General features: G+C 63.6%; 23 protein-coding genes. 10 read left to right on the top strand and 13 right to left on the bottom strand.

Features of this window, described 5'->3' with window-relative positions; translation table 11 throughout:
- The first annotated feature begins 93 nt into the window (after window positions 1-93).
- Window positions 94-525, top strand: a complete 432-nt coding sequence (locus tag AC1D1B_RS28265) for a DUF4437 domain-containing protein (RefSeq protein ID WP_477336394.1) — start codon at window positions 94-96, stop codon at window positions 523-525.
- A 27-nt stretch (window positions 526-552) separates the two neighbouring features.
- On the opposite strand, the gene AC1D1B_RS28270 is transcribed toward AC1D1B_RS28265, so the two are convergent.
- The 7 genes from AC1D1B_RS28270 to AC1D1B_RS28300 form a co-directional block, all read right to left on the bottom strand.
- A complete protein-coding gene (locus AC1D1B_RS28270; protein WP_181059676.1) occupies window positions 553-1,656 on the bottom strand; it encodes an ABC transporter ATP-binding protein in 1,104 nt (367 codons plus the stop codon).
- Window positions 1,656-2,759 carry an ABC transporter ATP-binding protein gene (locus AC1D1B_RS28275; RefSeq protein ID WP_477336396.1) on the bottom strand — a complete coding sequence of 368 codons (1,104 nt, stop codon included), beginning with the start codon at window positions 2,757-2,759 and terminating at the stop codon, window positions 1,656-1,658. Before AC1D1B_RS28275 ends, AC1D1B_RS28270 begins: the two co-directional genes overlap by 1 nt.
- Window positions 2,756-2,977 (bottom strand): hypothetical protein, encoded by a 222-nt coding sequence (locus AC1D1B_RS28280; RefSeq protein ID WP_477336398.1) that lies wholly within the window; start codon window positions 2,975-2,977, stop codon window positions 2,756-2,758. Before AC1D1B_RS28280 ends, AC1D1B_RS28275 begins: the two co-directional genes overlap by 4 nt.
- Entirely contained in the window at window positions 2,974-3,933 is a 960-nt protein-coding gene (locus tag AC1D1B_RS28285; protein ID WP_477336400.1) for a carbohydrate ABC transporter permease, read from the bottom strand. The genes AC1D1B_RS28280 and AC1D1B_RS28285 overlap by 4 nt, the downstream gene beginning before the upstream one ends.
- Window position 3,934: 1 nt before the next feature.
- Window positions 3,935-4,840 carry a carbohydrate ABC transporter permease gene (locus AC1D1B_RS28290; protein WP_181059686.1) on the bottom strand — a complete coding sequence of 302 codons (906 nt, stop codon included), beginning with the start codon at window positions 4,838-4,840 and terminating at the stop codon, window positions 3,935-3,937.
- Window positions 4,841-4,908: 68 nt separating this feature from the next.
- A complete protein-coding gene (locus AC1D1B_RS28295) occupies window positions 4,909-6,225 on the bottom strand; it encodes an ABC transporter substrate-binding protein (RefSeq protein WP_181059689.1) in 1,317 nt (438 codons plus the stop codon).
- A gap of 360 nt (window positions 6,226-6,585) precedes the next feature.
- Window positions 6,586-7,269 carry a TetR/AcrR family transcriptional regulator gene (locus tag AC1D1B_RS28300; protein ID WP_477336402.1) on the bottom strand — a complete coding sequence of 228 codons (684 nt, stop codon included), beginning with the start codon at window positions 7,267-7,269 and terminating at the stop codon, window positions 6,586-6,588.
- A gap of 283 nt (window positions 7,270-7,552) precedes the next feature.
- On the opposite strand from AC1D1B_RS28300, the gene AC1D1B_RS28305 reads away from it, so the two are divergent.
- Genes AC1D1B_RS28305 through AC1D1B_RS28315 form a run of 3 tightly spaced genes read left to right on the top strand, consistent with a single transcriptional unit; the run spans window position 7,553 to window position 10,048 of the window.
- Window positions 7,553-8,749, top strand: coding sequence for a Tm-1-like ATP-binding domain-containing protein (locus AC1D1B_RS28305; RefSeq protein ID WP_477336404.1), 1,197 nt, complete (start codon window positions 7,553-7,555; stop codon window positions 8,747-8,749).
- Between the two features lie 9 nt (window positions 8,750-8,758).
- Window positions 8,759-9,625, top strand: a complete 867-nt coding sequence (locus AC1D1B_RS28310) for a phosphoenolpyruvate hydrolase family protein (RefSeq protein ID WP_477336406.1) — start codon at window positions 8,759-8,761, stop codon at window positions 9,623-9,625.
- 3 nt (window positions 9,626-9,628) lie between these two features.
- Window positions 9,629-10,048, top strand: a complete 420-nt coding sequence (locus AC1D1B_RS28315; RefSeq protein ID WP_477336408.1) for a cupin domain-containing protein — start codon at window positions 9,629-9,631, stop codon at window positions 10,046-10,048.
- A 117-nt stretch (window positions 10,049-10,165) separates the two neighbouring features.
- Here AC1D1B_RS28315 and AC1D1B_RS28320 read toward each other — a convergent pair whose 3' ends face one another.
- Window positions 10,166-11,350 (bottom strand): M24 family metallopeptidase, encoded by a 1,185-nt coding sequence (locus AC1D1B_RS28320; protein ID WP_477336410.1) that lies wholly within the window; start codon window positions 11,348-11,350, stop codon window positions 10,166-10,168.
- Between the two features lie 365 nt (window positions 11,351-11,715).
- Between AC1D1B_RS28320 and AC1D1B_RS28325 the strand changes: the two genes are divergently transcribed.
- The 6 genes from AC1D1B_RS28325 to AC1D1B_RS28350 all read left to right on the top strand — a co-directional run bounded on the left by AC1D1B_RS28325 (window position 11,716) and on the right by AC1D1B_RS28350 (window position 17,689).
- Complete coding sequence (locus AC1D1B_RS28325) at window positions 11,716-13,326, top strand: ABC transporter substrate-binding protein (RefSeq protein ID WP_477336412.1); 1,611 nt, start codon at window positions 11,716-11,718, stop codon at window positions 13,324-13,326.
- Between the two features lie 272 nt (window positions 13,327-13,598).
- The gene (locus AC1D1B_RS28330) at window positions 13,599-14,585 is read left to right on the top strand and encodes an ABC transporter permease (RefSeq protein WP_477336414.1); all 987 of its coding nucleotides are present in this window, start codon (window positions 13,599-13,601) and stop codon (window positions 14,583-14,585) included.
- Window positions 14,582-15,412: an ABC transporter permease gene (locus AC1D1B_RS28335; RefSeq protein ID WP_477336416.1), complete on the top strand. Its 831-nt coding sequence runs from the start codon at window positions 14,582-14,584 to the stop codon at window positions 15,410-15,412. The genes AC1D1B_RS28330 and AC1D1B_RS28335 overlap by 4 nt, the downstream gene beginning before the upstream one ends.
- Window positions 15,409-16,401 carry an ABC transporter ATP-binding protein gene (locus AC1D1B_RS28340; protein WP_477336418.1) on the top strand — a complete coding sequence of 331 codons (993 nt, stop codon included), beginning with the start codon at window positions 15,409-15,411 and terminating at the stop codon, window positions 16,399-16,401. The genes AC1D1B_RS28335 and AC1D1B_RS28340 overlap by 4 nt, the downstream gene beginning before the upstream one ends.
- Window positions 16,398-17,183, top strand: coding sequence for an ATP-binding cassette domain-containing protein (locus AC1D1B_RS28345; RefSeq protein WP_477336420.1), 786 nt, complete (start codon window positions 16,398-16,400; stop codon window positions 17,181-17,183). Before AC1D1B_RS28340 ends, AC1D1B_RS28345 begins: the two co-directional genes overlap by 4 nt.
- Window positions 17,180-17,689, top strand: a complete 510-nt coding sequence (locus AC1D1B_RS28350) for an L-2-amino-thiazoline-4-carboxylic acid hydrolase (RefSeq protein ID WP_477336422.1) — start codon at window positions 17,180-17,182, stop codon at window positions 17,687-17,689. The genes AC1D1B_RS28345 and AC1D1B_RS28350 overlap by 4 nt, the downstream gene beginning before the upstream one ends.
- Window positions 17,690-17,706: 17 nt before the next feature.
- Here the strand turns inward: AC1D1B_RS28350 and AC1D1B_RS28355 are convergent, their stop codons facing one another.
- Genes AC1D1B_RS28355 through AC1D1B_RS28375 form a run of 5 tightly spaced genes read right to left on the bottom strand, consistent with a single transcriptional unit; the run spans window position 17,707 to window position 22,745 of the window.
- Window positions 17,707-18,489 (bottom strand): DeoR/GlpR family DNA-binding transcription regulator, encoded by a 783-nt coding sequence (locus AC1D1B_RS28355; RefSeq protein WP_181059722.1) that lies wholly within the window; start codon window positions 18,487-18,489, stop codon window positions 17,707-17,709.
- Window positions 18,490-18,491: 2 nt separating this feature from the next.
- Window positions 18,492-19,295: an HAD-IIB family hydrolase gene (locus AC1D1B_RS28360; protein WP_477336474.1), complete on the bottom strand. Its 804-nt coding sequence runs from the start codon at window positions 19,293-19,295 to the stop codon at window positions 18,492-18,494.
- Window positions 19,296-19,302: 7 nt separating this feature from the next.
- Window positions 19,303-20,595, bottom strand: coding sequence for an iron-containing alcohol dehydrogenase (locus tag AC1D1B_RS28365; RefSeq protein WP_477336424.1), 1,293 nt, complete (start codon window positions 20,593-20,595; stop codon window positions 19,303-19,305).
- A gap of 15 nt (window positions 20,596-20,610) precedes the next feature.
- On the bottom strand, window positions 20,611-22,068 hold the full coding sequence (locus AC1D1B_RS28370; protein WP_477336426.1) for a xylulokinase: 1,458 nt from the start codon (window positions 22,066-22,068) through the stop codon (window positions 20,611-20,613).
- Window positions 22,068-22,745, bottom strand: a complete 678-nt coding sequence (locus AC1D1B_RS28375) for a 4-hydroxythreonine-4-phosphate dehydrogenase (RefSeq protein WP_477336428.1) — start codon at window positions 22,743-22,745, stop codon at window positions 22,068-22,070. Before AC1D1B_RS28375 ends, AC1D1B_RS28370 begins: the two co-directional genes overlap by 1 nt.
- Window positions 22,746-22,777 lie beyond the last annotated feature (32 nt).

The following is a 22,777-nucleotide window of genomic DNA, read 5'->3' on the forward strand; positions in this document are numbered from 1 at the left end:
CCTGCGGGCTGGAGAAATTGCCAAATCTTTTGGACGGCATGTCATTGCAAGCCGCCCGAACGTCCATAGTCTGGGAGGTGGAGGAAACCCGCCATGACCAATCGTTCTGCGTTTCTGGCGCTCGCCATTCTATGCGTCTTTCCCGCTCGCGCCTTTGCCCTCGAGGACAGCTACCTCCCGGCCGGCAAGATCCCCTATGTCGCCGAAGTGCCCGACCAGCCGCATCGCCTTGGCCCACTATGGGGTGAGCGCCCCAAGGGCCCGGCCGGCACCTTGCTGAAAGTTCCGGGCAACTGGCGAGCGCCGGTCCATGCGCACACCGCCGACTACCGCGCGGTGGTCATAAAAGGGCTGTGGGCGCATTGGCAGATGGAGGGTGGCGAAGCGACCAAGGTCGAACTGCCGCCGGGGTCTTACTGGACCCAGAAGGCCAATGAGATGCACGACGACGCCTGCCTGTCGGAGACAGAGTGCGTGATCCTGCTGATCAACGACACGCCCTACGAGACCTATTTCCAGAAATAGTCAGGCGGTACCGTCGTTCGACCGCAACTAGCTGGCGTGCCGCAAGCTCACGCCGCTGCCCTTGTCGAACAGCACGACCTTGTCCGCATTCCAGGCGAAGCGCACCGATTGCTCGATCGCCACATCGGTCCTTGCCGGCACGGTAGCGCGCAGCGTGGTGTCGCCGACCCGCAGAGTCAGGATTTTTTCGACGCCATGGTTCTCGACGTCATGGACGCGCGCCTCGACCGGCGCGCCGCTCTCGAGATAGACGTCCTCGGGACGGATACCGAAGACGAGCGGGCGCCCCTCCGTCGCCGCGCCCGTCTTGGCTCCCCCAAAAGTCTTGGCCCCGATTGTAAGTGGCAGCTCGAAATTCATCGGCGCCATCACCGCACGGTTGTTGACCAGCCGACCGTCGATGAGGTTCATCGGCGGCGAGCCGACGAAGCTCGCCACATAGGTGTCGCGCGGATTGTTGTAGATCTCGTGCGGCGTGCCGGTCTGGACGATGCGGCCATGGTTCAACACACCGACCTTGTCGCCCATCGACATCGCCTCGATCTGGTCGTGGGTGACGAACAGGAAGGTGGCGCCAAGCTGTATCTGCAGGTTCTTCAGTTCCGTGCGCAGCGCTTCGCGCAGCTTGGCGTCGAGCGCCGACAGCGGCTCATCCATCAGGAACACGCGCGGCTTGCGCACGATGGCGCGGCCGATGGAGACGCGCTGCATCTCGCCGCCCGAGAGGCGATCGGTCTTGCGGTCGAGCAGATGCTCGATCCGCAGTGTCTTGGCGGCGCGCGCAACCCGGTCCTTGATCTCGGCGTCGGGCAGCCGGCGGATCTTCGGCTTCAGCGGGAATTCGAGATTCTCGCGCACCGTATAGCGCGGGTAGAGCGAATATTGCTGCAGCACCAGCGCCACGTCGCGCTCGGCAGCGCCCCAGTCGGCGACGTCGACGCCGTCGATGAAGACCTGGCCCTCGGTCGGCTTCTCCAGACCGGCGATCATGCGCAGCGTCGTCGTCTTGCCCGCGCCGGTCTCGCCGAGCAGCACGAAGAACTCGCCATCGCCGATCTCGAGATTGAGCCCGGTCAGCGCGGTGTGGTTGCCGAAGCTCTTGGAAATATTCTTGAGCTGGATATGAGCCATCAGAGCCTCACCTCGAGCGACTTGCCGCTTGCCGTATCGAAGAAATGCGCCTGCGTCGGATCGATCCTGGCGAAGACTTTTTCACCCGGACCGCCGACAAAACCGCTCTTGGTGCGTGCGCGCAGCATCTCGGTGCCGACCTTGAGGTCGACAATGTCGAAGGAGCCGAGCGGCTCGACGATCTGCGTCTCGACCGGCAAAAACCCTTCCGCCGCCTCGTGGCGAACCAGCACACCTTCCGGCCGGATGCCGAGCGCAAGCTGGCCGCCGGCATGGCCGTTGAGCTTGGACAAAAGCGCGCGCGGAAATTCGAAACCTGTGGCAGCACCGCCAACCGTGACCGAGGCCGACGACGCCGTTTCGGCGACCGACGCATCGGCGACATTCATCACCGGGCTGCCGACGAATTGCGCCACGAACAGATTGGCCGGCCGCGAATAAACCTCGTCCGGTGAGCCGACCTGCTGCAGCACGCCTTCATGCATGATGACGATGCGGTCCGCGAGGCTCATCGCCTCGATCTGGTCGTGGGTGACATAGATGGTGGTCGAGCCCTGCTTGATGTGCAGCCGCTTGATCTCGGCCCGCATTTCCTCGCGCAATTTGGCGTCGAGCGCGCCGATCGGCTCGTCCATCAGCATTGCCTTCGGACGCCGCACCAGCGCCCTGCCGATGGCGACGCGCTGCATGTCGCCACCCGACAGCGCCGACGGCTTCTTGCCCAGCAGGTCGGTGATCTGAAGCGTCTTGGCGACCGAGCGTACTTCCTGGTCTATCTCGGCCTTGCTCTTGCGTGTGGCACGCAAGGGAAAGGCAATGTTCTCGTAGACGCTCATATGCGGATAGAGCGAGAACGACTGGAACACCATGGCGATGTCGCGGTCGGCGGCCTTGAGGTGTTGCACCGGCTTGCCGTCAATGAGGATGTCACCGCCGTCGATCGTCTCCAGCCCCGCAATGGCGCGCAGCGTCGTCGTCTTGCCGCAACCCGACTGACCGAGCAGCACGATGAACTCGTTGTCGTCGATCTTGAGGTTGAGGTCCTTGATGACCTGGACGGCGCCGAAATATTTTTGCACGCCGCGAAGCTCGATCTGGGTCAATGCTCTGCTCCCGGATTGCGCACCTGGCCGGTACCGGCCTTCTCCTCCGGCGCAATCTTCGAGGTGATGTTGAAGCCGATCAGGCCGATCAGGATGATGGTCACGCCATAGCTGTGCAGCAGGAGGTTCCAGGGCTGGCAAAGCGCGATGATGCCGAGCACCATCAGGATCTGCGAGCCGGGTTCGAGATATTTCTGGTTGATGTCACGAAAGCTCATTTGCGGATCGCTCCGAAGGACATGCCGCGCAGCAAATGGTTGCGGAGCAGGAAGGTGAAGATTGCGACCGGCAGCAGGAACAGGAAGGTTCCGGCAGCGATCACCGTCCAGTCCGGCAAGCCGGCGCCAACCTGGCTGGGAATGAAGGGCGGTGCCGTCTGGGCGCGGCGGTTGGTCATGATCAGCGCGAAGGCATATTCGTTCCACGCCGTGATGAAGCAGAAAACCGCAGTGGCGGCGATGCCGGTGGCGGCCTCCGGCAGCACGATCTTGAAGAAGGCTTCCATGCGCGTATAGCCGTCGACGAGGGCTGCTTCCTCATACTCCTTCGGAATTTCGTCCATGAAGCCTTTCATCAGCCAGACCGAGAAGGACAGGTTGAAGGCGGTATAGAGGATGATCAGCCCGACATGGGAATCGTTGAGCCCTACCGCCCGGTACATCAGGAACATCGGGATGGCGACGACCACCGGCGGCAGCATGCGCGTCGACAGGATGAAGAAGAGCAGGTCCGCCTCTCCCTTCACCTTGAAGCGCGAGAAGCCGTAGGCGGTGAAGGTGCCCATGCCGACAGCCAGCACGGTGGAGGTGATGGCAATGATCAGCGAGTTCATGAAGCGGCTCGGATAACCCGACCATTGCACCTGGCCCTTACCGTCGCGCACGATTTTTTCACCGCCGTCGAAGACGACACGTTCCCACCACGGCGCTGCTGCATACTCTTCAGGCGACGGCGGGTTGCGCATTTGCGAGCGCTTGGTGAACAGCTTGACGAAGGGCGAAATCTCCGGCTGGAACACCACCGTCGGCGGGATCGTCGTGGCAAGATTGCGCGGCTTGAACGCCGTCGAGGCGATCCAGTAGATTGGCGCCAGGAAGATGATCGTCACCAAAAGGACGGCGACGATGGCGACGCGGTTGAAGCCTATTTCGGAAGAAGTGCGGACGGCGGCCATCTCAGCGCTCCTTCACTTTGTTGAGGTACTTGACGTAGATGTTGGTGATGGCCAGCACCATGATCAGCACGATGTAGGCGAGCGCGCAGGAGCGCCCGGTCTGCCATTCCTGGAACGCCATCTTGTAGAGCCGGATCGAGATCAGCTCGGCCGTCGGCTGGCTGGTCAGGATGTAGGCAAGGTCGAAGGTCTTGAACGCTTCCATGGTGCGGAAGATGACCGCGATCATCAGGATCGGCGCGACCAGCGGCAGCGTGATGCGGAAGAAGGTGTAGAACGGTCCGGCGCGGTCGATCGCCGCTGCTTCGTAGAGATGCTTCGGCACCGCCGAAAGGCCGGCCAGCGACAACAGCATGACGAAGGGCGACCACATCCAGATGTCGGTCAGCGCAACCGCATAGAGCGCCATCTTGGGGTCGGCCAGCCACTCGAAATTGCCGAGGCCGAGCGCATAGTTGATGACCCCCCATGACGGATCATAGAGCAGTTTCCAGAACAGACCGACGACGGCCATCGACAGCATCATCGGCAGCAACAGCAGCGTTGTGATGAGACCCTTGAGGGGAATATCCCGGTTGAGCAGCATGGCCACGCCGAAGCCGACGAGCAGCTGGCCGGCGACCGAGATGATGACGTACTTCGCGGTGATGGCGAAGTTGGACCAGACATAGGGGTCATTGAGCAGGTCGCGATAATTCTGCAGCCCGACGAAATTTGCCGGCGCGTTGGTCGACGCGCGGAAATCGGTGAAGGAATAGCCGAGCGAATAGATCAGCGGGAAAATGTTGAAGACGATCAGGAACAGGATCGTCGGAATGATGAAGAGATTGCGGATCGACATGTCGCTCAGGCCGCGCGCGGCGGCCCGTGAGGTCCTGTCCAGCGTGGTGATCATCGTGGTCGCCAAGACCCTGCTCCCGTTTCACAAAAAGAAAACGGAGGAGGCACAAGGACCCCCTCCGCGAGATATATTGTTTATTGACCGCGGCCGTATTTCTTGAAGGTCGCGTTCCAGTCGGCTGCGAGTGCGTCCAGCGTTTCCTTGGCGGTGCCTTCGCCGCCGATCATGTAGGGATAGACGCGCTGGTTGAGCTGCTGCAGCAGTTCGGCATATTCCGGCACCGCCCAGAAGTCCTTCACCTTGAACATGGTCTCGTAGAAGGCCTTGTTGTACGGCGTGGCGTTCTGGAACTCCTCCGATTTGAGCACGGCGGCGCTGCAGGTGTAGCCGCCGAGCGCTGCCCACTTCTTCTGGGTCTCGTCCTTGATGAACCACTCAAGGAACTTCGTCGCCTCTTCCTGCTTCTTGGAGTAGGAAACGATGGAGATGCCCTGACCGCCGAGCGCGGCGAACTGGTCGCCGCCGGGGCCTGGAGGATTGGCGAAGAAGCCGGTGTTCTTGGCGTTCGGATTCGACGCCTCGTTGATCAGCGAGGGGAAGAACGCGAAGTAGTTCATGCTCATCGCGGCCAGGTTTTCAGTGATCGCCTGGTTGTCCTCGACGAAGAATGACTTGGCCCAGCCCGGAGGCGTGAACTTGTAGAGTTCCTTGTAGGCATCGAGCGCCGCGATCGCCTTGTCGGAGTTGATGATGCCATCGACTTTGTAGGTCGAATAGTCACCCAGCTCGCCGCCATACGAGAACAGCGCGTTCTCGAAGCCCATCGCCATCGCGTCATAGGAATTATCGGTGTAGATGGCGATGCCGTATTTCTTCTGATCCGGCCGGTAGAAGAATTCGGCGATGTCGCGCAGCGCCTTGAAATCCTTCGGCACGTCGAGATCGTAGCCGTACTTGGCCTTGAAGGCTTCCTTTTCCTTGGGGTCTTCGAACCAGTCCTTGCGATAGGACCAGCCGACGGCATCGCCTTCGAGCGGAATCGCCCAGTACTTGCTGCTGCCGCCCGGATATTCGGCGTAGTATTTCACCGTCGCCGGTGCCATCACTTCGCCGACCTTGTGCTTGTTGAAGAAGTCGGTCAGGTCGACATAGTGGCCGCCGGTCGAGCCGGCACCGAGCCATTGCGAGTCGCCGACGACCATATCATAGGCGTCGCCATGGGCGTTGAACTCGGTGAAGGCCTTGGTCTGAAAGTCCGACCAGGGCGTGGTTTCCACCGTGATCTTGACGCCGGTTTCCTTCTCGTACTCGTTGCCGAGTTCCTGCAGGTAATTGGCCGGATCCCATTCCGCCCAGAAGATGGTGAGTTCCTTGTCCTGCGCGTAAACGGACGTTCCGCAGGCAAGCACTAAGCCGATACCAGCAAGCAGGCTGGTCATTGTCTTGCGCATAATGATTTCCTCCCTTGTGCGCATTCTACCTTGTCATGCGAGCCGGCGATAAAGCCGGCCCTGGTAGTTCCTCCCGAGATCGCGCCTTTCCGGTTCCGGGCCTCCTCGCCCTGCCGGAAAATGGATCGCAGCTCTCACTTTCGATCCGCTTTTTCTGTCCTGATCTGGTATTACCAATTTTGGATAGCCGTCAAGCTCTTTCTTGGATCGCTACCGGAGCTTGTATGACCGGATTCTCCATGTATCCGACTGTTTTCCCTTAATTTTCCTACTCCTTGATATAGGAGAGCCTTGTTTCGGCACCTGCATCCTGGTTAACATCAGTAGTGGTCGCTCAAATCTGGTCGAACCAGATTGGCGCTATGTCGCCGCCGCCGCCGGCCGAACCGCATCCGCTTCTGTCATCGATTCCGCCATCGCCGTGCGCACCAGGGCGCCCGCCGCCCATTGCGCGACCGACCGCATGCCGCGGCTGTCGAGCCCCCATATGTCCTTCAGCACGATCAGCAATTCGACGCCGAACATCATCGACAGCGCCTGCGCCAGGCGCTTGAATTCGCGCGGCGGCAGCTGCCCCTTGAGCGGCGCAATGGCATCCTTCAACAGCTCGACGCGATGACCGCGTGTGAACTGCGGTTCGCCCCCCAACGTACCCGCCTGGCGCTGCGCCCACTGGTCGAGCGACAGTTTCAGCGCCGCCTTGAAGGTCGCCTCGAAGGCCTCGATGCGCGGCATGGCGGTGTCGAACAGTTCGGCGACGCGGCGTTGTGGATCTTTCGAGGCCGAGTGCCAGGTCAGGATCGGCCCCAGCCCCTCGTCGACCACGGCATGCACCAGGGCTGCCTGGCTCGGGAAATAGCGATAGGCGGTGGCGCGCGACACTTCAGCCGCCTCCGCGACTTCGCTGACTGATGGGGTGACGCCCGCCTGCATCAGCCTTGTCGCCGTCTCCAGCATCAACCGTTTTGTGCGGGCACGGGGGCCGCGTTCGGCAGCCTCCTTGGTGTCGTCGTTCACTGCCGCTTGTTGACGTGAGACATTCATATCAATACGATACGCGCGTCTCAAAAAATTGCAATGGCCTCCCCAGTTTCGGAGTGGTTATGTTGACACTCTACGGCGCCCCCCTCTGTCCTGCCGGACATCTCCCCCACTTGGGGGGAGATCGAACTTTGTCTCCGCTTTCGCCAACTACCAACGTTGCGGAACAAGTGTTGTGGTCCGCGCCAGCCAATCTCCCCCCAAGTGGGGGAGATGTCCGGCAGGACAGAGGGGGGCGCCGTAGAGCGCTGCATTCTCATGCGCTAGCCAGCACCGGGAGGCGCAGATGAAGCGCATCTACGTGGTGGGCACGGCCGACACCAAGGGCGAGGAGCTTGCCTTCCTGGCCGATGCGATTGCTGCCACCGGCAGCCCTGTAGCCCGCGTCGACATCGGCACGCGCGGCGCCACCGTGCCGGTCGATATTCCCGCCGGCGAGGTCGCGGCACATCATCCGGCTGGAGCCGGCGGCGTGCTCGGCATCGACGATCGCGGCACGGCAGTGGCCGGCATGGGCGCCGCCTTCACCAGTTTCATCCAGTCGCGCGACGACATCTCAGGCGTGATCGGCATTGGCGGCGGCGGTGGCACGTCGATCATCACTGCCGGCATGCGCGCACTGCCGCTTGGGCTACCCAAGGTCATGGTCTCGACGCTCGCCTCAGGCGACACCGCACCCTATGTCGACGTCTCCGACATCATCATGATGCCGTCGGTCACCGACATGGCGGGACTGAACCGGCTCTCCCGCACAGTGCTGCACAATGCGGCGCAGGCCATCGCGGGAATGGCTGCCAAGCCGGCGCCGGCCGCAACCGGTAAGCCGGCGCTCGGGCTTACCATGTTCGGCGTCACCACCCCTTGCGTGACAGCCATCGCCGACCAGCTGCGCGGGGACTACGACTGCATGGTGTTCCACGCCACCGGCACCGGTGGCCGCTCGATGGAGAAGCTGTCCGATTCGGGCCTGCTCGCCGGCGTCATCGACATCACCACGACGGAGGTCTGCGACCTGCTGTTCGGCGGCGTGCTGCCGGCAACCGAGGATCGCTTCGGCGCCATCGCCCGCGCCGGCTTGCCCTATGTCGGTTCGGTCGGCGCGCTCGACATGGTCAATTTCTGGGCGCCGCCGACCATTCCTGAGAAATATCGGGGCCGGCTGTTTTACGAGCACAATCCCAACGTCACACTGATGCGCACCACCGCGGACGAATGCCGCAGCATCGGCGAATGGATCGGCGGCCGGCTCGCCCGCTGCGAGGGTCCCGTTCAATTTCTGATCCCGGAAAAGGGCGTCTCGGCGCTCGACATCGAGGGCGGCGCCTTTTTCGATCCGGAGGCCGACGCAGTGTTGTTCGAGGCTATCGAGCGCACCATCAAGCCGAACGCCACGCGCCGCGTGACGCGGCTGCCGTTGCATATCAACGACCCGGAATTTGCCAGGGCCGCAACCGCGGCCTTCCTCGACATCGCCAGACAGTGAGATCCAGACATGCCCGCCATACCGCGCAAGGACATACTGAAGAAGTTCAAGGCGATGATCGCCGACGGCGTGCCCATCGTCGGCGGCGGCGCCGGTACCGGCCTGTCGGCCAAGGCCGAGGAGGCCGGCGGCATCGACCTCATCATCATCTACAATTCCGGCCGCTATCGCATGGCCGGGCGCGGCTCGGCCGCCGGCCTGCTGGCCTATGGCAATGCCAACGAGATCGTCAAGGAAATGGCCTACGAGGTGCTGCCGGTGGTGAAGAAGACGCCGGTGCTGGCCGGCGTCAACGGCACCGATCCCTTCGTCATCATGCCGCTGCTTCTAAACGAGCTGAAGACGATGGGCTTTTCGGGTGTCCAGAATTTTCCCACCATCGGCCTGTTCGACGGCAGCATGCGCCAGAGTTTTGAAGAGACGGGCATGGGCTTCGGCCTCGAGGTCGACATGATCGCCGAGGCGCACAAGCTCGACCTTTTGACCACTCCCTATGTCTTCAACCCGGACGAGGCCCGCGCCATGACCAAGGCCGGCGCCGACATCATCGTCGCCCATATGGGGGTGACCACAGGCGGCTCGATCGGCGCCACGTCGGCCAAGTCGCTCGACGACTGCGTCGTCCAGATCGACGCCATCGCCAACGCCGCGCGTTCGGTTCGCAAGGACGTCATCCTGCTTTGCCATGGCGGGCCGATCTCGATGCCGGACGACGCCCGCTACATCCTCGACCGCTGCAAGGGCCTGCATGGCTTTTATGGCGCAAGCTCGATGGAACGGCTGCCGGCGGAAGCCGCGATCGCCAGGCAGACTGCTGATTTCAAGGCCGTCACGCTGCATGACCGCAAGACAACGCCGAACAGGAAGAAGGGATGAGAGATGGCCGACAATAGCAAGGTATTCGTATACCCGAAAGACGTCAGCGCTTTCGGCTTCGACTGGGGGAAACTGTCGTTGACAGTCGCTCCGGAAGTGAATGGCGCTGAGCGTTTTTCCGGTGGCGTCGTCGACCTGCCTCCGGGCCAGGGCCACACGCGCCATAATCATCCCGGCGCGGAAGAGATCATCTTCGTCATCTCGGGCAATGGCGAGCAGATGGTCGAGGACGAGGACGGCAATCCGGTCGTCGCCAAGGTCGGGCCCGGCTGCACCGTCTATGTGCCGGAAAGCCGTTTCCACTCGACGCTGAACACGGGCGACGGGCCGATGCAGCTCTTCGTCGTCTACTCGCCGGCCGGGCCGGAACTGGTGCTGCGGGAACTGCCGGATTTCAGGCTGATTCCGGCGGGCGGGAAGTAAGCGTTTCAGACGGTACGACGGTTGCCCAGCCGGTCCCCGCTGCTTCGCAGCGTCCCGGCGATCGCCGGCCTTTCATCGTGCCACTGGCACGATGAATTCGCTTCGCGAACCGGCTGCTCACCCACCCCTGTTCCAGCCTCTCGCCCTATCCCCAAACATCACATACCCCGCATCCGTCACCGCCAGCGTATCCTCCAGCTTGATGAACCCTCGCGTCGGATGAAGCATGGTCGTCTCCACCGACAGCACCATGTTCGTCTCCAACGGCTTGGCCGCGTAGGTGCCTTCGTAGGTCACCGGATGGTTGGTCATCAGGAACGGCGCTTCATGTGTGATCAGCCCCATGCCGTGGGCGAAGAAATCGGTGTAGGGCGCGACCTTCGACGCCTTCAGCACGCCCTCCGCATGCGAAATCATGTCACCGCCGATTGTGCCTGCCTTGACCTTGGAGAATGCCGCCTGCTGTACCGTCTCTACCTCGGCCAGCAGATCTTCCAGCTCGGCATCCGGTTCGCCCAGAATACCCATGCGGCAGAGGTCACCAATATAGCCGTGATAGTTGCCGCCGGAATCGATCGACAGCACCTCGCCCTTCTTCCACGCTTGCGGTGAGGCGGCGCGGTTGTGGCTGGCGCCCAGCGTCAGCAGGCAATATTCGAAATGCGCGCCGCGATTGGTTTCCTCGCGCCGCAACTGCTCGATCATTTCGGCCTTGGTCGTGCCTTCGCGCGCCCACTGGATGGTTGCCAGCATGGAATCGGTGATCAGCTCGGAGGCGATGCGCAGTTTTTCCAGCTCAGCATCGGTCTTGATGGCGCGCATGCGCTCCAGCATGTCGGTCGCGTCGACAAGCTTGGCATCCGGCAGCGCCTTGCGGATCAACGCATAGGCATCCGATGGCAGGAAAGCCGGTTCGATGCCAATGCGGGCGCCTGCCTTGCCGATCTTGCGCACGTGCTCGACCGCAAGATTGGCGGCGTCGAGGGTGCCCCAGCAGGCAGCGTGCAGCGTCGGCGTCCAGAACGGGTTGTTCTGGTGCTCGGCGCCTTCCATGCGGTTGCCGATATAGGCGGCATGGTCCGGCCCGCCCTTCTCATAGACAACGACAGGCAGATAGCGGCTGTGGCCGATCGCATCCATGGCGGCAAAGAAGATGAACTTGTAGCCGCCGAGCAGGTATTGCGTGTTGTGTTTGGAGGTCGCCAGCAGAACTTCGATGCCGGCCTCTTCCATCAGCCGGTCGACTCTCGCCTGGTCGAACGGGATATTGCTGACGGCATTCTTGCCCGGGGCAATGTTCATCTCTCCCTCCCTGAATTGTCCGGGATCGCCGGTCGCGCTGCGCCCGATCCCTTGGCTGTCGGTCAAATCTGCACCATTTTGTCCACTCTGGTCCAGCCAGAAACAGGTCAAATTGCTTCAGCAGGCGGTCACCAAGTCGTCATTGATGCACATCAAGGCAATTCTGGTCCTACCAGAATATCAGAATGGAAGGCCACCTCTAAAACTGGTCCAGCGGACGAAAATTTCAAAGCCAAGCAAGGATGCGCCAATTCCGTCTCTGGCGAAACCCTTGGCAAGGGCCATAATCGCCGCAAGGATGCTGGCGGGGCCGCCGGCATCAAGGGGCGCGCCCAATTGGGTCGCGGAGAGGACGGAGTTCGATCATGTCAGATTTCACCATTTCCAGGCGCACGTTGCTTTCGGGATCAGCCTTGCTGCTGGCCTCCACCGCCATGCCGGCGATTGGCTGGGCGCAGACACCGAAGAAGGGCGGCCGCCTCGTGCTCGCCGCCGATTCCGAACCGCGCAACCTCAATCCGGCGATCGTCGCCTCCAACGGCGTCTTCTTCATCTCCAGCAAGATCGTCGAAACGCTGGCCGAAGCCTCGTTCGACGGCAAGGACGGGCTCGAGCCGCGCCTTGCGCTCTCCTGGGAAGGTGCCGCCGACGGGCTCTCAGTGACGTTCAAACTGCGCGACGGCGTCAAATGGCATGACGGCAAGCCGTTCACCTCGGCCGACGTCGCCTTCTCGGCGCTCCAGATCTGGAAGCCGCTGCAGAATCTCGGCCGCACCGTGTTCAAGGATCTGGCCAGCGTCGACACCCCCGACGATCTCACCGCCGTGTTCAAATTCGCCAAGCCGACGCCGTTCCAGCTCATCCGCAACGCGCTGCCGGCGTTGTCGAGCGTGGTGCCGAAGCACATTTACGAGGTCGGCAAGATCGAGGACAACCCGGCCAACAACGCGCCCATCGGCACCGGGCCGTTCAAGTTCGGCGAGTACAAGGCCGGCCAATATTACAAGCTGACCAGGAATGCGGACTACTGGGGCAAGGACGAGCCCTATCTCGACGAGATCATCTATCAGGTGCTGCCCGACCGCACCTCGGCTGCAGCTGCGCTCGAGGCCGAAGAGATCCAGCTCGCCGCCTTCTCCGCCGTGCCGCTGGCCGACCTCGACCGCATCTCCAAGGTGCCCGGCCTGAAGGTCATCTCCAAGGGCTATGAGGGGCTGACCTATCAGCTCGTCGTCGAGATCAACCATCGCCGCAAGGAACTGGCCGATTTGAACGTGCGGCAGGCGATCGCGCATGCCATCGACAAGGATTTCGTCGTCAAGACGGTGTTCCTCGGCTATGCCGCCACCGCCACCGGCCCGGTGCCGAAGAACGATCCGCAATTCTACACAGCCGACGTGCCGACCTATCCATTCGACGTCGCCAAGGCCAACGCCTTGCTGGATGCCGCCGGCTATACCAGGGCCGATGACGGCAAGCGCTTTGCGCTGAGGCTTTTGCCGGCGCCCTACTTCAACGAGACAAAACAGTTCGGCGACTATCTGCGCCAGGCGCTGGCAGCCATCGGCATCGACGCCGAGATCGTCAACAACGACTCCGCAGCGCACATCAAGGCAGTCTACACCGACCACGCCTTCGACCTCGCCGTCGGCCCGCCGGTGTTCCGCGGCGACCCGGCGATCTCGACCACCATTCTGGTCCAGAGCGGCATTCCCGACGGCGTGCCGTTCTCCAACCAGGGTGGCTACAAGAACGCCGCGCTCGACGCGCTGATCGCCAAGGCATCCGAGACGCTCGACACCACGGCACGCACCGATCTGTACAAGGAATTCCAGAAGGAGGTGGCCGCCGACCTGCCGCTGATCAACGTCGCCGAATGGAGTTTCATCAGCGTTGCGCGCGATACGGTCGGCAACATCGCCAACAACCCGCGCTGGGCGGTTTCGAACTGGGCGGACACGTATCTGGCGGGTTAGCACGATCCGCATGGGATGCTTGCGCATCGTTTGGACGAATGTTCATCATCAGGGATGAGAGTTCCTTCGCGCCCCCCTCTGTCCTGCCGGACATCTCCCCCACAAGGGGGGAGATTGGCAGTTTTCGCCGCCCGCTCAGTCCTGCAGCGTTGGAGATTGGCGAAGGCAGCGATGACAGCTGATCTCCCTCCTCGTGGGGGAGATGTCCGGCAGGACAGAGGGGGGCGCCGTAGAGCGCAACTTCAGATGCCTGCGCGCGACCCCTTTTCCCTATGACCCGCGCCCTCACCCTCATCCGCCGTCGCCTCGTCGGCAGCATCTTCGTACTATTGATCGTCGTCATCGGCACTTTCCTTTTGCTCGAAGCCGCGCCTGGCGACGCCGTCGATGCCTACATTGTCTCGACTGGCGGCGACGCCGGCATGATCGAATTGCTGCGCCATCGCTGGGGCCTCGACCAGTCGGAGCTGACGCGGCTGGCCAACTATCTCTGGGCGCTGCTGCATCTCGACCTCGGCCAGTCCGTAACCTTCTCCAGGCCGATCCGCGACATCATCCTCGAGCGCTTGCCGACGACACTGCTCCTGATGGTCAGCGCCACCGCGCTCTCCTTCGGTCTGGGCTCGGCGCTCGGCATCTATGCCGGCGCCAGACCCGGCAGCTTTCGCGACCGCTTCCTGTCCATCGGCTCGCTCGCACTCTATGCCGTGCCGGGATTCTGGCTCGGCCTGGTGCTGATCGTGATCTTCGCCGTCGACCTGCGTTGGTTGCCGATCGGCGGCATCGAGAGCCTGGCCTCGGACAAGACCGGGCTCGCCCGCGCCGCAGACATCGCCGTCCATCTCGTGCTGCCAGTTTCCGCCCTCGGCTTCATCTATCTCGCGCTCTATCTGCGCATGATGCGCGCCGGCATGGCGGAGGCCTGGCGGCAGGATTTTGTCCTCGCTGCCCGCGCCAGAGGATTGTCACGGCGCCGCGTCGTGCTTGCCCATGTCGCCCGCAACGCACTGCTGCCGCTCATCACCATGCTCGGTCTGCAATCGGCGCAGATGCTGGGCGGCAGCGTCGTCATCGAAAGCGTCTTTGCCGTGCCCGGTCTCGGCCGGCTGGCACAGGAGGCGGTGGCATCGCGTGACACGCCGCTGCTGCTCGGCATCATCCTCACCAGCGCTGTGCTGGTCATCGCCATCAACCTTGCCGTCGACATCGCCTACGCCTTCCTCGACCCGCGCGTCGGCGCCAGCGAGGCCGGCGCGTGAGCCCGCTCAGTCGGCTCCTGCGCCGGCCGGAAGCGGTCGCCGGCGCGATCATCCTGGCGCTGCTGTTCGCCATGGCACTGTTTGCGTCGCTGCTGTTCCCCGGCGACCCACAGGCGATTGCCGGACCGGCGCTGCTGCCGCCGTTCAAGGACTGGTCGCTGCCGCTCGGCACCGACCGGCTCGGCCGCGATGTGCTGGCCGAGCTTTTCCACGGCGCCCGCACCTCGCTGGCGGTTGGGCTGGCAGCAGCAGCAGCCGCGCTCTTCATCGGTGCGGTTGTCGGCACGCTGGCCGGCTTTGCCGGTGGCTTCGTCGATGAGGTGCTGATGCGCATCACCGATGCTTTCCAGACCGTGCCGAGTTTCCTGCTGGCGCTGGCCTTCGTCAGCGTCGTCGGCCCCTCGCTCGGCATCGTCGTCGCGGCCATCGCGCTTGGCGCCTGGACCGGACCGGCGCGTGTGGCGCGCGCCGAAGTGCTGTCGATCCGCGAGCGCGACTACGTCGCCGGCGCCCGCGTCATCGGCATGCATCCGCTTGCGATCGCTTTCCGCGAAGTGCTGCCCAACGCTCTGCCGCCGGTGCTGGCGTTGTCCTCGGTGATCGTCGCCGCCGCGATCCTCACCGAAGCAGCACTGTCTTTCCTCGGCCTCGGCGACCCCAACCGCGTCACCTGGGGCGGTATGATCGCCGAGGGCCGCACCGTTCTGCGCACCGCACCCTTCCTGTCGATCGTCCCGGGCGTGGCACTCGTGCTGACCGTGCTCGGCGTCTACCTCGCCGGCGAAGGCGTGGTCGAGACGACGGCCGTGAGGAGAAGCCTGTCGTGACCGCGCTGGCTGAGATACGCGATTTGTCGGTGCGTTATCGCCACGATGGCAACAAGGTGACGGCGCTGAAGGGGATAAGCTTTGATGTCGTCGCAGGCGAGCGGCTGGCGATCATCGGCGAAAGCGGTTCGGGCAAGAGCACGCTGGCGCTGGCGATTGCGGGGCTGTTGCCGGGGTCAGTCAGGGTTGATGGGCGCATCGATTGGTACATATCGGAATCTTCTCATTCCTTCGCGCCCCCCTCTGTCCTGCCGGACATCTCCCCCACAAGGGGGGAGATTGGCAGCTCCTCCGCCGCCGGCTCTCGGTCTGCAGCGTTGGAGATTGGCGAAAACGGAAGCGACAATGCAATCTCCCCCCTTGTGGGGGAGATGTCCGGCAGGACAGAGGGGGGCGCGACAGAACGCGCCCTATCCGGCGCAAGTCCCCTCCCCGGCCGCGATATCGGCTTCGTCTTCCAGGACCCCTCCGCCAGCCTCGATCCAGTCATGACCATCGGCAAACAGATCGCCGAAGTCGCCCGCACCCATCTCGGCCTCAACTGGCCGCAGGCCTATGCCAAGGCAAAGCACCTGCTTCAACGTGTTCGCCTGCCCGACCCGGACTCGGCCATGCGCGCCTTCCCGCATCAGCTCTCCGGCGGCCAGAAACAGCGTGTCGCGATTGCCGCCGCGATTGCCGCCGGACCGAAACTGCTGATCGCCGACGAGGCGACCAGCGCGCTCGACACCATCGTACAAGCCGAGATCGTCAGCCTCATTCGGCAACTGGTGGCAGAGGACGGCATGACGCTGCTGTTCATCAGCCACGACATCGCACTTGCCGCCGAGCTTGCCGAGCGCATCGCTGTGTTCCGGCATGGCGAACTGGTCGAGATCGGCGCGACGGAGCAAATCGTCACCGCCCCGCGCCAGGCCTACACGCGTGCACTGCTCGACGCCCATCTTGGCCTCGACGCATCGCCGCTGCTGCGACGGACGCCGGCATGAGCCTGCTCGCCGTCCGCGACCTCACCAAGCGCTATCGCCGCGGCGGCAAGACCATCGCCGCCGTCGACGGCGTCTCCTTTGCCATCGAACCCGGCGAAACGCTGGCGCTGGCCGGCCCCTCCGGCAGCGGCAAGTCGACAATTGCGCGGCTGGTGCTACGATTGATCGAACCCGATGCCGGAAGCGTCCAGTTCGAAGGCGATGACTTCCTGGCCCTGAGTGGTACGGCCTTGCGCGCGCGCCGCGCTCGCCTGCAGATGGTGTTCCAGGATCCGCTTTCCGCCTTCAACCCGCGCGCCACGGTGGCGCGCGTGCTTGACGACCCCTTGCGCATTCATGGCATAGCTTCTCGCACCGAGCGGCCGGCCCGCATCGCTGCCTTGCTTGAGCGCGTTGGGCTGGCAGTCGATCTCGCCCCGCGCGCCATCCACGAAATCTCAGGCGGCCAGCGTCAGCGTGTGGCGATTGCCCGCGCCATCGCCACAAACCCGTCGCTGATCGTGCTCGACGAGGCGGTGTCGGCGCTCGACGTTTCGGTGCGCGGGCAAATCCTCGAGCTGCTGCTTGACCTGCAAGCCAGGGAACGGATCGCTTATCTCTTCATTTCGCATGATCTCGGCGTGGTCCGTGCCATCGCCCATCGCGTCGTCCTTCTCGACGCCGGGCGGATCGCCGAGGGCGGCGATGCCCGCGCCGTCATCGACGCGCCGCAATCGGCAATCGGCAAGGCGCTGGTGGTGGCGGCGCCAAGATTGAACAGAAGCAGCAGGCAGGTACCATGACCGACCCAGAAGCCAGAGCTGAAAAACTCTCGCGAGAACTCGATTCCGCCTTCCGCAACCGCGCCGATCTCTACCGTTTGTTTCTCGACGAGCTGACTGGCGAACTTGGCGCGGAGAAGGCCGAGGCGATCATGATCCGCACCATTGAACAGCGCGGCAAGGAAGTGGCGGCGGCGGCCTTTGGCCGCTTCGGACCCAACGACGCACCGGCCATCGGCGAAGCGTTCCTGGCTGTCAGCCCGGATGGCGGCCTGATGTATCCGACCGATGTCGAGCGCGGGCCGGACCACATCGCCTTCAAGGTGAAGCGTTGTCCACTGAAAGACGCCTGGGTCGAGGCCGGCGTCGGTGACGAAAAGCTTGCCACGCTCTGCCGCATCGCCGGCGCTTTCGACCGCGGCCTGTTCGAGGCGACGGGCGTGCGCTTCGACAATGTCACCTGGACGCCGGGCCACGGCTCCGGCTGCTGCCACATCGCGCTGACCAACCGGGATGCCGCCGGATAGGCCGCGGCAGTTGCTGATCAGTCGCCGGCAAACACATGCAGCTCCGTACCCGCTTGTTCGGCGGCAGTGCGCAGGTCGGCCTTCGGTTCGCTGTCGGTGACGATATCGGCAATGTCGTCAAGTCCGCAGATGCGTTCCAGGCTGGAGCGGCCGAACTTGTCGTGGGTCACCACCAGCACCGCGGACAGTGAACGCGATATCATTGCGCGCTTGACTGCCGCGGCGCCCGAGATCATGTCGCTCGGACCGTCGGCACTTAGTCCCGACGCCCCGATGATGGCGACGTCGGCATTGTAGCGGCGCACGAACTCGACTGTGTCTTCGCCAAGCACGCTGCCTTCCCGGCTGTCATAGGTCCCGGGGCAAAGCAGCACGCGGAAGGTCGGATTGGCGCCGGCTACCGAGGCCACGCCGGTAGAATTGGTGATGATAGTCAGGTCGCGCTTCAACTGCGAAAGGTTGCGCGCCACCTCATAGGTAGTCGAACCGCCATCGATCATCACGATCTGGCCCTTCTGAACCAGGCCCGCCGCGCCGCGGCCGATGCGAGCGCGCTCCTCGACAAGTGTCAGGCCGCGCTCGGAAATCACCGGTTCGGACGTCACCAGCGAGATCGTCGCGCCGCCATAAGTGCGGTTGATCAGCCCGGCATCACCGAGTTCGATGAGATCGCGGCGGATGGTCTCGCCGGCGACGCCGATTCGCCGGGCGAGCTTGGAGATGCGTATGGACGCCGACCGGCGCACTTCCGAAAGGATAAGCGCGTGCCGCTCCTTCTTCGTCAGTCGGCCTTGATCCATGACTATTCCATTCCCTTTGCAGCAATCAGTGCGTCGGCAAGCTCGGCAAATCCTTCCGCACCTCGCCCGCTTGTGACGAAGGCGGGAGACGCAAGAAGTTCGCCGGCGAAGTCCAGCACATTAGCGACGCCGACGCTGTTGGGGAAGAAGCCGAACATTGGTGCATCGTTTGGACTATCGCCGACGAAGACAATGCTGTCCTTGTCGTGGTCTATGTCTATACCAAAACAGTCGCGCAAGAATAGCCGGCTTGTCGACAGTTTGTCGTATTTGCCGAACCAGCCATTGACATGGATCGACGAAATTTTCGCCGTCGCGCCATAGCGCTGGAAGATGCCGACGATCTTCAGCACCTCGGTTTTGGGCAGCGGCGCCACGTCCTCGCAGAAATCGATCGCCAGATCGGCCTCACGATAGGCCTGGTCGGCAGCGACCGCCGCGCCCGGAATTTCCGCAAGCACGGTCTGCTCGATCTCCTTGAGGCGCGCGGCATCGGCCTGCCGTTCGGCAGCGCTTTTGGCGTAGTGGCGAACAATCCGCTTTTGGGCGTCGTCGTAGCGAAAATAGAACGCGCCGTTTTCACCGATCACGCCATCCACCGGCCATTGCCGCGCGATCAGGTCGCACCAGCCGGCCGGCCGGCCGGTGACAGGCGCGACGATGAATCCGGCCTGCTTCAGCCGCTCCAGTGCCGCATAGGCCTTTGCCGGCAGCCGTCCCTTATCGGTCAAGGTGTCGTCGATATCGGTCAGCACGACGGCGATCCTGCGCCGGTCCAGGGCGGTGAAGTCGGCGAGCGGACGCAGCACCCGCTCAGGCTCCCGCCGCGACCGTTTCGAGCGAAGCGGCGGCGACATCGAGCATCGTAAACCTGTCGCGTATCAGCCGGGCATTGGCGACCGCCTCTTCGTAGAAGGCAGCCGGTATGGCGACCTCCTGCGGCGTCGTCGGCGCGCCGGCGGCACGCAGTGCTGCTGCGATCTCACGCGCCGGGCGGGCCACGCGGGAAAGCCTTTCGCGATACGAACGCCATTGCTCGGTCAGCATGGTGTTGAGGGCAGTCGCCCGCTCATGGTCGAGCAGCTTGGGCTTGAACGCTGCCCAGCAGGAGCGTCCGAGGGTTTCGCCAAAGATCTCGATGAAACGGTCCGGTGTATCGGCGGACGGCGCAAGCTGCAGTTCCGGCAATGCCAACACCCGCTCCTGCAGCCGCGCCATCGTCAACGTCGTCACGGCTATGTGTTCGCCGTGATGCGCCTCGGGCAATCCCTTGCCCCGCATGTCGATATAGTGGGCGATCAGATGTTCGCCCTGGCTGGCCGGATAAGAGCCACCGCACAGTGTCATGCCGAGGCCGGACATGACCAGCGTGCGCACCAGCACTTCCATTGCCTCAAGGTCGCCTGTCCTGAGGTCGCCGGCCTTGGCGATGAGTGCCTTCTCGTCTTCGGCCAGAAGCATGAACGGCGCCTGTCTGTAGGGCGTGCCGATCAAAAGATGCGCCATCAGCCAGTCGGTCTGGGCGGTCGGCCGCGCCATCGAATCGCCGAAGCCGGCGGCGATCAGCCGGTGCGGCGCCCGCGCCATCACATCGAGATCGAGGAATACGCCCACCGGCAGGCTCGCCGTCAGCGATTTCTTGAGACCGTCCTCGGTGATTGCCGCTGACACAGAGGTGTAGCCGTTCATAGACGGCGCGGTGCCGAACACCGCATAAGGTTTTTGGGTCAGATGCGCGGCATATTTGGTGATGTCGTTGATCGAGCCCGATCCGACCGCAACCAGGCCGCTGGCATTCTGCGTGCGGGCGATCACCGACCGCACGGCGTCCATGTCCGGATGCGGATGGCGCGGCAGGATGATCTTGTCGACATCGCTCGAGCCGCGCAGCGCAATCGACACCCTCTCGCCCAGCGCCAGGCGGGTGTCGGGATCCATCACCACGGCGAGCTTGCGGCCGAGCGGCAGCGGCTTGACCAGCGCATCGGCCTCGTCGCCGAGACCGCGCCCGATGACGATGGTCTTCAGAGGCACCGACAGCATCCCCTCGCTATCCGGGTCAGGCAGGGTACCGGCGATGAGGCGATCGAGCATTTGTCTGGACATCGGGATGCCGTCCAATCAGTCAGCATAAAGGGGGGTCAAGGCATCGAACAGGGTCCGATACCGGCGGTAACCTCTTTCGTAGGCGGCCTTGGCCGAAGGATTGGGATCGATCGTCTCGATGCCGCCGCTCAGCCTTTCGGTCGCCTGCTGCACCGAGGAGGAAAGGCCGATGGCTGTGGCGGCAAGGATTGCCGCACCGATCGGCGAGGCATCGGCGGCGTCGGCGATTTCCACCGGCCTGCCGCTGACATCGGCGCGAATATGCGCCCACACCCGACTGCGGGCGCCGCCGCCGGAAAGCCTGATGCGCCCTGTGGCGATGCCAAGCTCGTCCAGCCGGTCGACCACGTCGCGCATGGCGAACGCGCAGCCTTCCAGCACTGCGCGGGCGCAGGCCGCTTTGCCGTGGAAGGATGTGAGCCCGTAGAATGCGCCTCGCGCCTCGGCGATCCAGCGCGGCGCCATAGCGCCGGACAATGCCGGCAGGAACAGCAGGTCATCGCTGCCGGCAACCACCGTCGCCGCCAGCTCCGACATCGCCGCCGGCGAATCGACACCAAAGGTGGATAGAAACCAGGTTACCGCGCCGCCCGAGAGCCATCCGGGATTGGAGACGAAATAGCGGTCACCGAGAAAACCATGCGTCTCGACCAGGCCGCCGGGATCGAGGCGAAGCGTGTCGGACACTGCACCGACCACTTCGGCCGTGCCGAGATTGCAGGCAACGACACCGGGCACGACAACGCCGGCGCCGATGGCGGCGGAAAAATCATCGCCGGTACCGACTGCCAGCGGCATCCCCACCGGCAGGCCGGTCAGTCCGGCGCCGGCCGCAGTCAAGGCGCCGGCGACCGCCGATGCATCGTCGATGCCGGGCAGCCTATCCGCATCGATGTCGAAGGCCGCGAGCAGATCGCTGGCATAGTCGCGCTCCTTCAGCCCATAGAGCATGGTCGTCGAGGCAAGTGCGTGGTCGATGACGGCACGACCGCACAGCGCAGCGACCACGAACGAAACCGGCTGGTGCCAGAGCGCCACGCGGCGCGCTTCGGGCAGGTTGCGCGCTGCCCAGCGGATTTTCGCCGCCATATGGGTGGCGTCGAGGACGAGACCGGTGCGCTCGCGGATGAAACCGGGATCTATGCCCGCGATCTCTCCCGATGCGCGCCGGTCTATCCAGATGATGCACGGCGCCAGTGCCTCACCACTGCCGTCGACCGCGACGCAGCCGTCGAGCTGACCGGCAATGGCAATGCCTTTGATGTCGGACGGTGCAAGCCCAGCCTTGTCGAGCGCGCCGGCAATGGCCGGCTTGAGCGCAGCCAGCCACAGCGCCGGGTTCTGTTCGGCCCATCCCGGCGCCGGGAAGGCCGGTTGATAAAGCACACTGGCCTCGCCACGCAGCCGCAATTCGTCATCGACGACGATCGCCTTCAGGCTTTGTGTGCCGAGATCGATGCCGATGACTGGCATTAGACACGCTCGCAATCCGCGAGGACATCCCGCAGTTGCGAGAGGATAGAACCTTTCGTCGGCGAATAGGAACCGTCGAAAACCGCTGTGCCAATGGTAAAAGCGTCTGCGCCGGCCTGCTTGATTGCCTTGATCCGATCGGCCGAGGCAACGGCGCCGGCGACGATCAGATGCCGCGTCGGACCAAGCCCGCGTCGGGCGGCGCGAACCAGTTCGGCCGGGTCGGCCTCGGTGGCTCGATAGGCGAGGATGTCGCATCCCGCACAGCCCTTCTCGGCAAAGGTGCGGCAGTCGGCCTCGACATCTCCGGGGGAGCCGCCGAGCTTGGTCGGATGGCCGACCGGCCGACCCGGAAAAGGGTAGTATTCGGTGTCGCTCCCTTCCAGCAGCGCCATGATCTCATCGACCTGGGTGCCGCCGAGCAAGCGTTGGATGCCGAGATCCCTCGCGATGCGCGCGGAATTGAGGCAGGCCTCGGCCGTCGTCGAGACAACTTCCATGTAAGTGGTAGCGCCTGTCCGGCGAATGGCGCCGGCGAGCCTTCGCAGCACATCCGGCGAAACGCCAACATCCTTGAAGCCTACATGCTTCAGGCCGACCGGCTCGATCAGGTCGACGAGGTCGAGACAGTCCTCGACCGTGCGATCGTTTCGAGTCAGCATGAAGATGAAGTCCATCCGAAAGGTCCCTCGCCTGGGTCGGGAATGCC

This window comes from Mesorhizobium sp. P2_C5_2, from assembly GCF_056404535.1.

Bases quoted from the DNA above. Each gene is read 5' to 3' on its own strand.
- AC1D1B_RS28265 (WP_477336394.1), top strand. From the start codon at position 94: ATGACCAATCGTTCTGCGTTTCTGGCGCTCGCCATTCTATGCGTCTTT.
- AC1D1B_RS28270 (WP_181059676.1), bottom strand. From the start codon at position 1,656: ATGGCTCATATCCAGCTCAAGAATATTTCCAAGAGCTTCGGCAACCAC.
- AC1D1B_RS28280 (WP_477336398.1), bottom strand. From the start codon at position 2,977: ATGAGCTTTCGTGACATCAACCAGAAATATCTCGAACCCGGCTCGCAG.
- AC1D1B_RS28285 (WP_477336400.1), bottom strand. From the start codon at position 3,933: ATGGCCGCCGTCCGCACTTCTTCCGAAATAGGCTTCAACCGCGTCGCC.
- AC1D1B_RS28295 (WP_181059689.1), bottom strand. From the start codon at position 6,225: ATGCGCAAGACAATGACCAGCCTGCTTGCTGGTATCGGCTTAGTGCTT.
- AC1D1B_RS28300 (WP_477336402.1), bottom strand. From the start codon at position 7,269: ATGAATGTCTCACGTCAACAAGCGGCAGTGAACGACGACACCAAGGAG.
- AC1D1B_RS28305 (WP_477336404.1), top strand. From the start codon at position 7,553: ATGAAGCGCATCTACGTGGTGGGCACGGCCGACACCAAGGGCGAGGAG.
- AC1D1B_RS28310 (WP_477336406.1), top strand. From the start codon at position 8,759: ATGCCCGCCATACCGCGCAAGGACATACTGAAGAAGTTCAAGGCGATG.
- AC1D1B_RS28315 (WP_477336408.1), top strand. From the start codon at position 9,629: ATGGCCGACAATAGCAAGGTATTCGTATACCCGAAAGACGTCAGCGCT.
- AC1D1B_RS28320 (WP_477336410.1), bottom strand. From the start codon at position 11,350: ATGAACATTGCCCCGGGCAAGAATGCCGTCAGCAATATCCCGTTCGAC.
- AC1D1B_RS28325 (WP_477336412.1), top strand. From the start codon at position 11,716: ATGTCAGATTTCACCATTTCCAGGCGCACGTTGCTTTCGGGATCAGCC.
- AC1D1B_RS28330 (WP_477336414.1), top strand. From the start codon at position 13,599: ATGACCCGCGCCCTCACCCTCATCCGCCGTCGCCTCGTCGGCAGCATC.
- AC1D1B_RS28345 (WP_477336420.1), top strand. From the start codon at position 16,398: ATGAGCCTGCTCGCCGTCCGCGACCTCACCAAGCGCTATCGCCGCGGC.
- AC1D1B_RS28350 (WP_477336422.1), top strand. From the start codon at position 17,180: ATGACCGACCCAGAAGCCAGAGCTGAAAAACTCTCGCGAGAACTCGAT.
- AC1D1B_RS28355 (WP_181059722.1), bottom strand. From the start codon at position 18,489: ATGGATCAAGGCCGACTGACGAAGAAGGAGCGGCACGCGCTTATCCTT.
- AC1D1B_RS28365 (WP_477336424.1), bottom strand. From the start codon at position 20,595: ATGTCCAGACAAATGCTCGATCGCCTCATCGCCGGTACCCTGCCTGAC.
- AC1D1B_RS28370 (WP_477336426.1), bottom strand. From the start codon at position 22,068: ATGCCAGTCATCGGCATCGATCTCGGCACACAAAGCCTGAAGGCGATC.
- AC1D1B_RS28375 (WP_477336428.1), bottom strand. From the start codon at position 22,745: ATGGACTTCATCTTCATGCTGACTCGAAACGATCGCACGGTCGAGGAC.